This is a genomic window from Candidatus Solincola tengchongensis, from assembly GCF_015711935.1.
Taxonomy (GTDB): domain Bacteria; phylum Actinomycetota; class Geothermincolia; order Geothermincolales; family RBG-13-55-18; genus Solincola_A; species Solincola_A tengchongensis.
In genome coordinates, this window is record NZ_JACVJJ010000050.1 from 26037 (window position 1) to 39430 (window position 13394).

The 13394-nt window shown below is 63.6% G+C and carries 10 protein-coding genes; 1 reads left to right on the forward strand and 9 read right to left on the reverse strand.

What is annotated here, in order from left to right:
* Positions 1 to 64: 64 nt before the first annotated feature.
* From H7007_RS04190 to H7007_RS04230, 9 genes are all read right to left on the reverse strand, one after another.
* Positions 65 to 1495, reverse strand: a complete 1431-nt coding sequence (locus H7007_RS04190) for an MmgE/PrpD family protein (RefSeq protein WP_287153299.1) — start codon at positions 1493 to 1495, stop codon at positions 65 to 67.
* Positions 1496 to 1857: 362 nt separating this feature from the next.
* Positions 1858 to 2274 carry a cobalamin B12-binding domain-containing protein gene (locus H7007_RS04195; protein WP_287153301.1) on the reverse strand — a complete coding sequence of 139 codons (417 nt, stop codon included), beginning with the start codon at positions 2272 to 2274 and terminating at the stop codon, positions 1858 to 1860.
* 93 nt (positions 2275 to 2367) lie between these two features.
* Positions 2368 to 4440: a PDZ domain-containing protein gene (locus tag H7007_RS04200; RefSeq protein WP_287153302.1), complete on the reverse strand. Its 2073-nt coding sequence runs from the start codon at positions 4438 to 4440 to the stop codon at positions 2368 to 2370.
* Positions 4441 to 4676: 236 nt separating this feature from the next.
* Positions 4677 to 6440: a methylmalonyl-CoA mutase family protein gene (locus H7007_RS04205; protein ID WP_287153304.1), complete on the reverse strand. Its 1764-nt coding sequence runs from the start codon at positions 6438 to 6440 to the stop codon at positions 4677 to 4679.
* Between the two features lie 244 nt (positions 6441 to 6684).
* Entirely contained in the window at positions 6685 to 6912 is a 228-nt protein-coding gene (locus tag H7007_RS04210) for a MoaD/ThiS family protein (RefSeq protein WP_287153305.1), read from the reverse strand.
* Positions 6913 to 7068: 156 nt separating this feature from the next.
* Positions 7069 to 7860, reverse strand: coding sequence for an N-acyl homoserine lactonase family protein (locus H7007_RS04215; RefSeq protein WP_287153306.1), 792 nt, complete (start codon positions 7858 to 7860; stop codon positions 7069 to 7071).
* A 46-nt stretch (positions 7861 to 7906) separates the two neighbouring features.
* Positions 7907 to 8698 (reverse strand): SDR family NAD(P)-dependent oxidoreductase, encoded by a 792-nt coding sequence (locus H7007_RS04220; RefSeq protein WP_287153308.1) that lies wholly within the window; start codon positions 8696 to 8698, stop codon positions 7907 to 7909.
* 247 nt (positions 8699 to 8945) lie between these two features.
* Positions 8946 to 10820 carry an aldehyde ferredoxin oxidoreductase family protein gene (locus H7007_RS04225; protein WP_287153310.1) on the reverse strand — a complete coding sequence of 625 codons (1875 nt, stop codon included), beginning with the start codon at positions 10818 to 10820 and terminating at the stop codon, positions 8946 to 8948.
* A gap of 225 nt (positions 10821 to 11045) precedes the next feature.
* A complete protein-coding gene (locus H7007_RS04230; protein WP_287153312.1) occupies positions 11046 to 11810 on the reverse strand; it encodes a FadR/GntR family transcriptional regulator in 765 nt (254 codons plus the stop codon).
* Between the two features lie 415 nt (positions 11811 to 12225).
* On the opposite strand from H7007_RS04230, the gene H7007_RS04235 reads away from it, so the two are divergent.
* A partial coding sequence (locus H7007_RS04235; RefSeq protein ID WP_287153314.1) for a PAS domain S-box protein occupies positions 12226 to 13394 on the forward strand: 1169 nt, incomplete at its 3' end.

Consider the following 13394-nt stretch of genomic DNA (forward strand, 5'->3'; position numbering starts at 1 on the left):
TGAGCAAGGTTTTGCGAACCCACGACCGTTATCCGCCGGAGAGATCGCCTGACCTGCACCTGGTTTACGGCTGGTTATCGTGTCCTTCCCCCCGACCCTGGTAAGCGCGCACCAGCAGACCGACGTCCTCCAACCCCTCCAAGCCTCGCAGTATCTCCAATGTGCGATTGGCCACCGAGTGGCCCAGGACGCTGCCCACGCATTCACGGTACTTGTCGCATATATGCTCTTCGCTCATGGGGTTCCCGGGCTCGCCGAGAGGCCTCTCGGCCTTTCCCGTGACCCGCTCCCCGGACTTCAGGCAGACCATAACTTCGGCGGCGAAGGGACTGGCTATCTCCCCTTCCAGGTCCTGCCAGTCGAATCGGCGGATCAGCTCCGCCACGGGCTCCGAAGCGACCACCTCATCCCTGAACTGGCCAATCCCCACCTTTCCCTCCAGGAGCGCGGCCGCCACGCAGAACTCCAGGCTGAACTTGCCCTCGGTACCCGTCTTCGGCTCGTGATACACGAGAAGCGAGCGCAGCCACGCGGGTGCCCGGCACTCCACCTTCTCCACCTCGCGGGCGTTTACACTTCCCAGCTTTTCCCATTCCTTCCTCGCGGCCAGAGCGGCGTCGATGGCCCCCTGTGGACCGCGACAGCAGGGGTAGGGCTTGTAGGACAGGCCGGGGTCGAGCAGCTCATAGGGCTCCCCCAGGGTCAGGGGCAACTCCTCCGCCTTCTCCAGGTCGGAGTCAAAGGCGCGGGCGAAACCGTTCTCGCCGTAGAGGGCATCCGGGTTGGCCGTGAACCCTCGCGAGGCCAACTGGGCAGCCATGACGCCGTTCATGGCCGCGACCCCGGCGTGCAGGGGTTTGGTCATGGTCCCGAAGTTGGCTCGGATCCCGGAGGCCAGGGAGCATGAGATGCCCAAGGCATTGGCCATCTCCTCCTCGTCGAGCCCGAGAAGCTTGCCGCAGGAGGCGGCGGCGCCCAGGACCCCCAGGGTGCCGGTATGGTGCCATCCCCGCATGTAGGAGTTCCCGCCCAGAGCCGCCCCCACCTTGGCCGCCACCTCCAGGCCCGCCACGTAGGAAAGAATGCATTCCCTACCTGAGGACGAGAGGACCTCCCCGAGGGCCAGAACGGCCGGCACCAGGGCTACGGAGGGATGCCCCATCATGCGAAAGCTCACGTCGTCGTAATCCAAGGCGTGTGCTGCGGTCCCGTTGGCCATGGCGGCCAGGGGCGCGGCGGTCCTTTTAAACCCGCGAAGCAGTGTGGCTTCCTCTCGCGCGCCCAGCGAGCTCACCCATTCGGCAGCGATACGCGAACTCGCGCCCAGCGAGCTCACCCATTCGGCAGCGATACGCGAACTCCGGTCCTCCAGCCCCGCTATAGCGACCCCAAGGCAATCGATGAACGGCAACTTGGCCGCCTCCACCACCTCCGGCGGAAGGTCCTCGTACCTCAGCCCGCTGACAAATCTTGCCACCTCAACCAGCTCGTTCACCCCACGTCACCCCCGGCCGTCGTCGAAGCGGGTACCGGAAAACCGTCCCTCGGACCTCATCGCACCTCACCGCGCACTTCGCGTTCCAGCCACATCTAACCCATACCGCAGAGGGCAGCGACGTCCTCTTCATGCGGCAGGTAAGTCTCCTGCCGGAAAGAATCATCCATGCCGACCAGCCTCAAGACCGCGAGAGGCTCCGGTATCAGCGCCCCGGTCAAAACCCTTCCATGAATAAACCGTGGCGCCCTCTCCGGCCAACCCTGAATTCTACGGAAAAACATCCCCATCCTCTCGACTCCGGCCGGAGCCCTTTTCCCCTCGTCGTCAGGGTACAGGCCTCAAACCTCTCCGTTGCCTTCTCAGCCCGTGTCCCCCAGCCTGGAGCGGATGAATTCCGCAACCTGGGAGATATAGGTCCCGGACACGAAAACCTCCGCCACGCCCATCTCTTTGAGCTTCGGGATGTCCTCCTGAGGTATGAGCCCCCCCACCAGGACCATCTTCTCCCCCACGCCCTTCTCCTCGAGGAGGGACATGACGCGGCGGACGATGCTCAGATGGGCGCCGGAGAGTATGGAGAGGCCGATGACGTCCACGTCCTCGTCCACCGCGGCGTTGACGATCTCCTCCGGAGTACGCCTCAAACCGGTGTAGATGACCTCGAACCCCTCGTCCTTCAGCCCGTAGGCGATGACCTTGGCCCCCTGGTCGTGGCCGTCCAGGCCCGGCTTGGCTATGAGTACCCGAATGACCTTTCCCTCCGTCCTCGAGGCCATGCTCCGTCTCCTCCTTCGCTCTACCTCTACAATCTCGCCTTTTCCCGTCGGCTTATGGGTGTCTTCCCGGGTTCGGCATTCCCGGCTCGCGCATCAGTCCATCATCGTCCGGCACTCCAAGAGTTCCACCCGGATTCCCGTTTCCCTGGCGATATCCAGGTACACCCGGCCGGTCAGGTCCCTCCCCCAGCCGCTGAGGTGGAAGGGGGAGGAAGGGATCACCGCAAGGTCGGGCTTGAACCCCTTTTTCTCCGTCCATTCCCTGAGGTGGTCGATGAAATCCTGCACCACTAGGAGGTCCCCGAGGATGATGTTCCCTCCGAAGAAGCGGTTCTCCGGGACGCTGAGGTGCAGTTTCACTCCCTCCGGCAGGCACGGCGGGTTCTCCCTCAGGACTTGCTCGAGGGTGGGCCGCACCAGGAGGGAGGTGAGGAGCAGGACCCGGCGAGCCCCGGAGCGGCGGATGACCTCTCCAAGGCTTTGGAGGTAAGAGAGGCGGAAACCGCTTCCCATGAACACCACGCCGAGATGGGTGCCGGTCCGGAAGTCGAAAGGATAGGAACAGCGGCGCGTGTCCCCTTCCAGCTCCACCTCCCGGCCTCCCCGCTCGACCAGAAGATTTACCTTTTCCGCACCGCTCTCCTGGAGCAGGGTGAGCAGGTCGCGAGCCTGGGGCCGGTTCATCACCTTTATGCCGTTCAACCGCCTTATGACGTCTCCCCGCCGGAGGCCCCAGGAGGCGGCCGGGGAGTTCGGGACCACCCCTACCACCTCCGGAAGGTTCTTCCTCTCCCGGGTGAGGTTCTCCTCGTAGAGGGCGGGGCTCACCACCACCGGGCAGGGAACGATGCGACGCAGCTCCTGCACCCGCCGCACCACCGCGCTCCACACCTCATCGGTATCGAAGAGGGGGTGAGGGGAGAAGAACCGCGAGTAACCCGGGAGGTTGACCTGGACCAGGCGCGCCCCGCAGCCCGCGGCGTAAGAGCAGGTCCTCTCCAGGTCCTCGAGCATCTCCTCAAGGGAGGGTTCCGGCCAGGCCACTACGGAGACGGCGAAGGGTATCTCCGCTTCGGCGAGCAGGGGGAGGGATGAGATTGCCGTCTCCGGCTCGGGATCCCCCATGAGGAAGGAACGCCGGGCCGGGTCGGTACTGTTCAGGGATACGTCCAGGAAGAGAGGCGCCAGGCCCGCCAGCTCGGCGATGAAGCCGGGTTTCAGGACGCAGCCGTTCGTGGAGAGGCGGAAGGGGGCGTCGGTCTTCTCCCGCAATGAGCGCAGGAGCGGCAGGATGCGCGGATGGGCCAGCGCCTCGCGCGGACCGCCGAAGGAAGGGTACAGCCCCCGATGCGCCGAGGGTCGGTAGTGACGGACCCTCGCTTCCAATCTTTTCCATTCATAATCCGATGCCCCCCGGGCATGATTGAGGGTGGTTATGGATCCCCGGTGGTAGCAGAACCGGCAACGGCAGTTGCAGCGGTCGGCGGCATGGAGGATGATGTCCTCCGCACGGTGGACGGGAGCATCCGCCCAGTCGGATAGCCGGCGGAGCCGGAAACTGTCCGGCTCCACGGGAACACCGCCGCTCTCCAGCTGCACCAGTCGGAGGAAAGCCTCCAGCCCGCGGGCCAGGAATTCCAATCGCGGTTCGTAAAGGGCGGCATTATCCCTGCGGAGGAAGGGCGGCACTCCCGCTTCCCCTCCCGAGCCCGGGACCGTGGCCCTTCCCTTTCCCTCTCCGCTCTCCCCCACAGCAACGCCCGGTAATCGCCATCTTCCCTCATCATGACCACCAAGCGACCGGTATCCAAACCCGAGGTCCTGCTCGCTGTGCCTCCAGCCGCTGTGCTGGGGAGGCTGCGGCGAGGTGCAGGCGGTGATCCCGGAAACCCGTTTTTCCGGGGGCGACTCGCTCAGGTGGCCGAAAATGGGATGCGCCGCCTTGTCCGGTCCCAGGAAGCGGAAACCGTCCACCTCCACTTCCCTTCCCTCACTCAGCAGACGGACCATGGAGAGGAGTTGGCGCAACACCTCACGCACCAGCTCCACATGGGGATCGCCGCCTCGAGGCATCCTTTCTGCCCTACACAGCGGGTAGCGGAACAGCGCGCCCTCCTCAGTTTCTCCCGCCATCTCATCCGCCGCGGCAGGGAAAACCTCCTGCATCTTGCCTTTCACCTTCACCTCCGAGAGCCGATGCCGCACGACCGCATGGTAGGGTTGCTCCTGCGGAGCCCCCATCCACCCTCCCGCCGCTCCCGGCGGCGGTGGGGTGGAAACGCCTCTATCCCTCCTTCGGGATGGAGAGGGACAAGCGTCCCAACGCCAGACGGCCTCCCGGCTCAACGACCGTCCCTGCTCCACGTAAAAGCAGGATCAGGGCGCCTTCTCCCACCTCTTCCTCAGAACGGGGAAGCCGCCTGGTACTCCCCGAAGACCTCCCGCAGCACGTCGCAGATCTCCCCCTCCGTGACGTAAGCCTTGACGCATTCTACGAGGTGAGGGAGGAGGTTCTCCTCTTCTCTTTCAGCCAGGGCCTTGAGTTCCCTTAGCAGCCGAGCCACCTCCCGGGAGTCCCGGGAACTCTTTATCTCCGCCAGGCGGGCCTTCTGCCTCTCCTCCGCCCGCTCCCTCCTTTCCGGGTCATAGGGGTTGGGCACCAAACGGTTGGTGGTCACCTCCAGCTCGTGTTCGCCGGTGAAGCAGTTAACCCCCACCACCAGCCTTTCCCCCCGCTCCACGGCCCGCTGCCGCTCGTAGGCGCTTCTGGCGATCTCCCTCTGCATGTACCCGTTCTCTATGGCGGCCACCGCCCCTCCCATCCCCTCTATCTTTTCCAGTTCCTTCCATGCGGCGCTCTCGATCTCGTCGGTGAGCGCTTCCATGCAATAGGAGCCGGCGAAGGGGTCGGCGTACTCCAGGAGCCGCGCCTCGCAGGCGATGATCCTCCCCGCGTCCTGGGCCAGCTGCAGGGCCTCCACGCTCCAGCCGAGACCCAGGGGCTCGTCGTAGGGTGGGAAGGGTAGAGGCCTCCCTCCGGAGAGGGCGCTGGCCACCGCTCCTATGACCGCCCGGGTGAGGTTGTTCAGGGGGCGTTGCAGGGTGGTGGAGGAGGGACCGATGTGCGCCCCCAGGGCCTGGCGGATGCGCATGCTCCGCTCGTCCCGGGCCCCGAAGCGCTCCTTCAATATCCTTGCGTACATGCGGCGTGCCGCCCGCTGGAAGGCGATCTCCTTGAGCATCTCCATGGAACCGCCGAAGGCGTTGAAGGTGAAACGCGGGGCGAACTCGTCCACCTGGAGGCCGGCCTCCACCCCCACTCTGAGGTACTCGATGGCGATGGCCATGGAGAAGGCCAGGTCCTGCTCCCGTGTGGCCCCGGCCTCGCGGATGTGATAACCGCCGATGCTCGTGATGTTCACGTTGGGCATATGCCTGGTGATGAAAACTAAGCTGTCCCTGAAGAGGCGCAGCGCATGCCTCGGGGGGAAGATATAGGTTCCCCGGGCGATGTACTCCTTGAGGATGTCGTTCTGGGGGGTGGCCCTGAGCTTCTCCAGAGGGATGCCCCGCTTCTCGGCCAGGGCGGCGTACATGGCGATGATCACGTTGGCCGGGGCGTTGATGGTGAAGTTGGAGGCGATGCGGTCCAGGTCCAGGTCTCCCCGGTAGGGCTCGTAGATGGTCTCGAAGTCGGCCAGGGTGTCCACGCAGACCCCCACCTTGCCCACCTCCCCCTCGGCCAGGGGGTGGTCGGAGTCGTAACCGCACTGGGTGGGTAGGTCGAAGGCCAGGTTGGGGCCTCCGCGGCTCCCCTGCTCGATGAGCCCCTTGTAGTAGTCCCGGGTGTCCTCCGGGGTACCGTACCCGGAGTAGATGGCGGCACGGGTCTGTCCTCCCGCCCCGGGGATCTCCCCCTTACCCCCGGCAAGCGAGGCCAGCCGGGTCAGGCCAGCCATGGGTTCGACGGGGAAGGTCCCTGCAGTGAAGGGATAGGTACCCGGGAAGCCCACCTTCTCCAGGAAGTCGAAGGGCTCGATGTCCAGAGGTGTGTAGAAGCGGCAGCTGTCCTTGTCCATGTAGGGAAACCTCTTGAGCGCCTTGGCCAGGGGGCCCTCCTCCCAGGCGCGGCGTGCCTCTTTTATCCTCTCCAGGTCCTCGCTCATCTTTCGCTCCTTCGCTCCATCCCCATGTCGCCTGCGTCGCCGACGACAGGATCGCCTTTGATTTCCGCCTAATTTACCAGGATCCCAGCAGGGTATCCTCCTTTGGCCAAAGAGAATCAGCCATTATGGACATGGTCGCACCACAGAGCCGCCGGAATATGGACGGATTCTCATCCTCCATCGACTCGTAGGATCTCTTCCCCTACATCGAGCATATGCCTCGGTCCCCTCCAGGCCATCGCTCTTAACCGCCGGCCAAAGTGGGTATGATGACGACCGTACATCCATCTTCGGGCTTGCATTCCATATCCGCAATCGACCCGTTCAACAAGACACGCATCTCCCTTATCTCCCTATCCGGTATCCCGAGCGCCTCAAGAATCTGACGTATGGAGAGGCCGTCGGGGATCTCGTAAGCGCCTTCCCTCACCACCTTGTCCAACGGAGGAAGCGGTTTGATCTCAACCCTCAACTTCCTGCGCCTCCTCACTCCATCTCATTTTCAGGACGCAGCGTCAGCCGGCGTTAGCCGGCGTGGTCTTCCTTCATCGCGTTCCAGCGACTGCCCCCCTCCTTCCTCACAGGACTGTGTCCGTCTTCCATGCAGTCGACAGCGGGACATGCATGCTCAATCCAGATACTCAGGAAAGAGCGGCAACTTCTCCCCGTAAACCTCCCGGTCGTGGCTGGGCACCAGGGAAGCCCCGGTCAACTCGGCCAGGAACTTGGCCTTCCGGAGGGAGTGCCAGGCCTGGCGCGGTTCCCAGATGGAACCCGGGATGAGGTCGTTTTCCAGATTCACCCGCAGGTAGCAGTTGTCTCCGGTAAACAACAGGGGGCCACGATTGGGGAGGTTTACCAGGAGACCCGATGTCCCCGGGGTGTGCCCGTTGAGCAGGACCAGGGCCAGACCCTTGTCGAGCATCAGGTCGCCGTCCACGGCCTCCCACTCAAAATCCGGGAAATCCCAGTCCAGGCGGGTGTAGGGTATGGCGGCGAAAGGATGCGGCCCCCGGGCATGGTTGAGTTCGTCCCTCTGCACCACCACTCGACATCCCTTGAAGCGCGCCAAGCCGCCGGCATGGTCCAGGTGCAGGTGGGAAAGGACCACCATACGCACCTCACCTGCACCGATGCCCAATTCCTCAAGGTAACGGCCCACGTCGTTCTCCGGCCCTATCCTTGGGTTCAGGCCTATGGACTCCAGCACCGGCACCATGTTCGGTGACCACCCGGTGTCGAAGACCACGTACCCGGATTCGGTCTCCAGGACCAGGAATACGGTGATCACCGTGAGCGGCGTTCCCATGTTGTAGCCGAAGGTCATGTGACCCATGTCGTAGTCGAAATATCCCGCGTTGCACACATACATCCGGCGCACGCTGGTTCGCGAGAACCAACCCGCATCCAACGCCTTCACCTCCTTCCCCGCCTCCGGCACGAGTCGAGCCCCGCAGGGGCCGGGGTCAGCCGGCCCGGGAGGCTCCATCGATGAGGATATAGGTGCCGCTTATGAGCCTTGACTCGTCGGAGGCCAAAAAGAGCGCCGCGTAGGCCACGTCCATGGGCGTGCATATGTCCCCCAGGGGCACGGTGCTGCGGGCGATGTCCTTGGCGGCGTTGAAGTCCCACTGCTCCAGCTGTATCCCGTACATGGCCTGGGCGCTCTGGAGGAACCTCTCCCCCATGGGGGTGTCAGCCACCACCGGGCACAGGCAGTTGGAGCGGATCTTGTGGGGCGCCAGCTCGATGGCCAGCACCTGGGACATCATAAGGATCCCCGCCTTGCTGGCCCCGTAGCAGGTGTTCCCCGGCCGGGCCTTGAGGGCGGAGAGGGAAGAGGTGTGTATCATGGAGCCGCCCCCAGCCTCTATGAGCAGGGGGACCGCCTCTCTCGTGCACAGCCAGGTCCCCTTGAGATTGACGGTCATCACCCGGTCCCACTCCTCCTCCGTGGTGTCGGTGATCTTCTTCATATGGTCGATCCCCGCGTTGTTGAAGAGGACGTTGAGGGTGCCGTAGACGTCCCTAACCGTCTGGAATATCCTGGCGACGTCATCCGCCTTGGTGATGTCGGCCTGTACGGCCGTCGCCTCTCCACCTGAGGCCTTTATGCCCTCGACCACCTCCTTGACGCCCTCCCCGTTGATGTCCACCGCCACCACCTTGGCCCCCTCCCGGCAGAAGAGCTCCGCCGAGGCTTTCCCGAAGCCGGAGGCGGCGCCGGTGATCACCGCCACTTTCCCCTCGAGCCTCATCTCCACACCTCCCTCTTGACGAGACAGCCTTCCTTTACCGCTCGGCGCCACCCCCGTAACGAGGGATGGCCCAAGACCCTAATCCCCGTACCCGTGGATATCGTTGCCATAGGGCCCATGCGGTTCCTCACCGGACCGGCACTACGCCTGAGCCCGGGGTCGGCTCCTTGTGACCGGAAGCCTTACGCCGCAAGTGGGCCGGTCAGGAAACAGGGGGCTTCGCGCACCGTGCCGCCGGCCTTCCACCTCAACCCCTGGCCTTCTCCGCCATCCATGAGAACTCCTGAAGCCCCAGCTCCCGGATGCGTTCCTCGGTGGGTATCCCCCTCTCGTCCCATTTCTGCAGCCTGTAATATTCTTCCAGCATGGTCTGGTGGTCGGGGACGAAGTCGGCCGCGTTGCCCTCCCGGTAGGGCTCGCTCACGATGCGCTGCGGCATGCGGTCGTCCTCGCCGGTGAGACCGCAGGCGTGGTTGATGAGCCTGCCCAGGTGGTAGATGCGCTGCCCGCACTCCATGAGCTCCTCGATGGTCCACTCCTTTCCCGTTGCCGGGACCAGGGCCTTCTGGAAGTCGGTGAGGGTGAGCCCGGCGTAGACCATGAACTTGCAGGCCACCAGGGACTCGAGGACCGCGGAGAAGGCGTGGTAGGTCCGGACCATGGCCGCCTTCCCCTCGCTCGCAAAGCGGTCCAGCGGCTGGGTGAGGCCGATGTCCGGGAGGGTCATCCCCCTCTCCACGTTGTAGGTGGTGGCGGAGAGGTGGCAGGCGCCGCGGTTGGTGGTCCCGTAGGCCAGCGCCCAGCCGGAGAAGGCCTTGGGGTCGTGCATGGGTAATTCCAGCCCCTTGCAATGCACGGCGAAACTTTCGCTTCCCCCGCCCAGCTTCTCCGCCGCCGCCCGGGTCCCGTCGGCGAGCAGGGAGCCAAGACGCCCCTCGCGGTAGGCCATCTTGTTCAGCAGGGGGGCCAGGGCGTCGCCGTTCCCCCAGGAGAGGTCCAACCCTTCCGCGTCCTCCTCCTTGAGGATGCCCTTCTCGAAACATTCCATGGCGAAGGCGATGGTGGTGCCCGCGGAGATGGCGTCCATCCCCAGGCGGTTGCAGAGATCGTTGGCCGCCACCACCGTTCGGATGTCCCCCACCATGCACATGGTCCCCAAGGCGGCCAGGCACTCGTACTCCGGTCCGGTCACGTCCGCCAAACCGGACGGCTTGCCCAGAGTATTGGCCACCTTGCGCCCGCACCCCACCGGGCAGGCCCGGCAGTGCCAGTTCCGGGTGAGCACCGTCTGGTAGGCCTCGGCGTTGAGCCCCGGGATGCCTTCCGGCCAGTCGCCCAGCCTCCAGTTCTTGATGGGGATGTCGCCGAAGTAGGCGCATATCATCACGTTCACCGGCGTGCCGTGCTGCTTGAGCAGGCCGCTTGTGGGGTTGGCTTTTACCTTTTCGAGGATCTCCTTGGCCACCCGCCGAAAAGCCTCCTCGTCTTGGAGGGACACTTTGCCGCGTCCACGCACCGCCACCGCCTTGAGGTTCTTTGAGCCCAGTAGGGCCCCCATCCCGGAGCGGGCCGCCGCCCTCCCCTCGTCGCCGATGACCGCGGCCATGTGGGAGAGGTTCTCCCCCGCAGGCCCGATGCCTATGACCCTCACCTTGGGGTCCCCCAGTTCCTCCCGGATGGCCGCCTCCGTCTCGTAGGTGTCCAAGCCCCAGAGACGGGAGGCGTCCCGCACCTCGGCCTCCCCGTCATGCACGTAGAGGTAGACCGGGCGGGGAGCGGACCCGCTCACCAGGATGCCGTCGTAACCCGCCGCCTTGAGCTCCGAGGCGAAGAAGCCGGCGGCGTGCGCCTCTCCCCAATGCCCCAGGGGCGACTTGCCGGCCACAACGTAGCGGGAGCAGCCGGGAACCGCCGTCCCGGTGAGCGGCCCGACCATGACGGCCACCACGCTGCGGGGGTCGAAGGCCTCCAGGCCCCAGTCCATGCGCCGCGCCAGGAGGAGCTCCGCCAGCCCCAAGCCACCGATGTAGCGGGCGAGGTCCTCCTCCACGAGCTCCAGTGTGGAGAAGGTCGCGCTTTCCCCCAGTTCCACTTCCAGGATCTTACCGTTGTAGGAGTACATTCCCCGCACCTCCTTACCCGCCCTTCCCGACGTTTGACTCTCCAATAAGGAAAGGCATCATCCCACTCCATGTCGCGGTCTTCCGGTTGCGGATGGTGAATCGGGCCCCCTAAACCATGCAAGTCCGATAACGATCCTAAGAACGGAAACCCCACCGGAAAGCTCAGCCGCGCCCCCTGAATATACGTGTCGAGGAAAGAACCCCTCCCAAAAGCTCGCATTCCCCTATCGGCCTGCTTGTCGCCTACTTGCCCGCGTGGTCACCGCCCTTCGGAGTTTATCCTCGATGAACTCGAAATGCCTTCTGGTCTGCCTTGCAGCCTCGGCATCGCGTTTCTGGGCGATGCATTCCGAGATCTGTCTGAACTGCCCGTATATGGTTTCCACGATGTTGGGGATACCCCGAAGCGCCGCCACGGGCAACGGCATGGCCTCCCTGATCATCTGATTAAAGGTGTGAAGTGTATGCATGAATACGTTGTTCCTGGTGGCTTCGCCGAGCACCCGGAAGAAGTCGGTGTATATATTCACAAACTCCTTTCGGAAATACTCTTTGTTGCCGACCGTTTTCTTCATCCTGGAAAGCACTTCTTCGAGCCTTCGCACGTCTTCCTCTTCTGCCCTCGAGGCGGCGATGCGGGCGGCTTCCACCGCCAGGATCTTGGCCATCTCCAGGACTTCCCACACCAACTTCGGGTCTTCACCCATGAGGTCCATGAAGGGATCGGCAATCCGCTGATCGGTGAGCCCCCTTATCCGATAAGAACCGCCCTTCTCCTTCTGGAGGAAGCCCTTTAGTTCCAGCTTTACCAGGGCTTCCCTTAAGCTTCCCTTGCTGACCCCAAGGCTGGTCGCCAGTTCATCCTGGCAGGGAAGAACATCGCCCGGCTTAAGTTCGTCATCCTTGATGAGGTCGATTATCTGCTGGCACACGATATCCGATAAAGCAGGTCGCTTGTTGATGCTCTTTATCCTCAGATTGGCGGCCATCTCGAAATCCTTCCTTGCCGTGAGGATTTCTTATAAATTTATTAATTTTTAAATTTTATACTGTTGATAATTTTAAACCTTTTCGGTCGCCTGTCAATAGCATCCCCCGGTCAAGTCAAGATGCCCGGTGAGCGCACCTTCCCGCGACTCTTCCCCTTCCAGACAGACTGTGAATACGGGAGGCCCTTTCTTGAACCCCAACATCAGCGCTCCAACCTCACACTCTCCCCCGCCTCCCTTCCTCGTCTCCGCCCTGTTCCGTCGCTCTTCCCGTGCCGAATAATCTTGTGAACGATGAACTTTAGAACGGTTGTATAATGTGTTCGGCCATCGGTGCGGGGGAACCAGGCGCGAGAAGCGGTTCTCGATCGTCGATGCGGACGCGATCGCCACCGGAGGAAAAGAGGCGCCGCCCATGAAAAGGGAAGACCAGGACGAAGAGCGTTACCGGGTGATCATAGAGAACCAGGCCATGGGGATAAGCGAGGTGGACCCGGAGGAGAACTTCCTCTTCGCCAACCACGCGTCTCACCGCATATTCGGCGTACCCCCGGGTAGCCTTGTGGGCCGGAACCTGCGCGAGTTCATGGACGAGGAATCCTTCCGGACAGTCCGCCAGGAAACGGAGAAACGAAGGAAGGGGGAGAGCAGCACCTACGACGTGGCCATCCGCAGGGCGGACGGGGAAAGACGCATCATCAGGGTCACCGCCTCGCCACGCTTCGACGAACACGGGGTCTTCATGAGTTCCCTGGCCATCTATTCCGACGTCACCGAGCTCAAGATGGCGGAGGAAGCCCTCGCGGCGCGAGAGAGATATTACCGCGCCCTCCTGCACAACGCGGCGGACATGGTCAGCCTCCTGGACGGCGAGCTGCGCTTCCGGTGGGGGAGCCGCTCCACGGCCCTCATAACCGGCTACGACCGGAGCGTCTACGGGCGCTCACTCCTGGAGTTCATCCATCCCGAGGACCTGGAAAAGGCGCGGGCGGACATGGACTACGTGCTCCGGAATCCTTCTACCCCCCTGCACGTGGTCTCACGGTTCCGCCACGCCGACGGGAGCTATCACTACCACGAGGCCATCCTCACCAACCTCCTCCAGGACCCGGTGGTGAGGGGGATCATCATCAACTCCCGCGACGTGACGGAGAGGATACTCGTGGAGGAAAGACTGCGAACCACCGTCCGGGAGCTGGACGCCTTCGCCTCCACGGTGGCCCATGACCTGCGCGTGCCCCTCTCACTCATCTGCGGTTACGCGGAGCTCCTGGGCCGTGGAGACACCTCGGACGAGGAGCGGAAGGAATTTTTGGAAAATATTACTAAGGCGGCCCGCAGGCTTGAGGAGATGACCGCTGCCCTCCTGGCCTACGCCCAGGCGGGGAAGCCGGAGGGAAGGATCGCCGACGTGGACCCGGCAACGGTTTTGGCGGAAGTGGTGGGAGAACGGAAGGAGGAGCTTGACTCTCACGGTGTCGAACTGGAGGTGCAAAAAGACCTGCCTCACGTGCGGGCCGACCCGCTCAAGCTGCGCCAGGTCCTCTTCAACCTCCTGGACAACGCCATCAAGTACACCTCCGG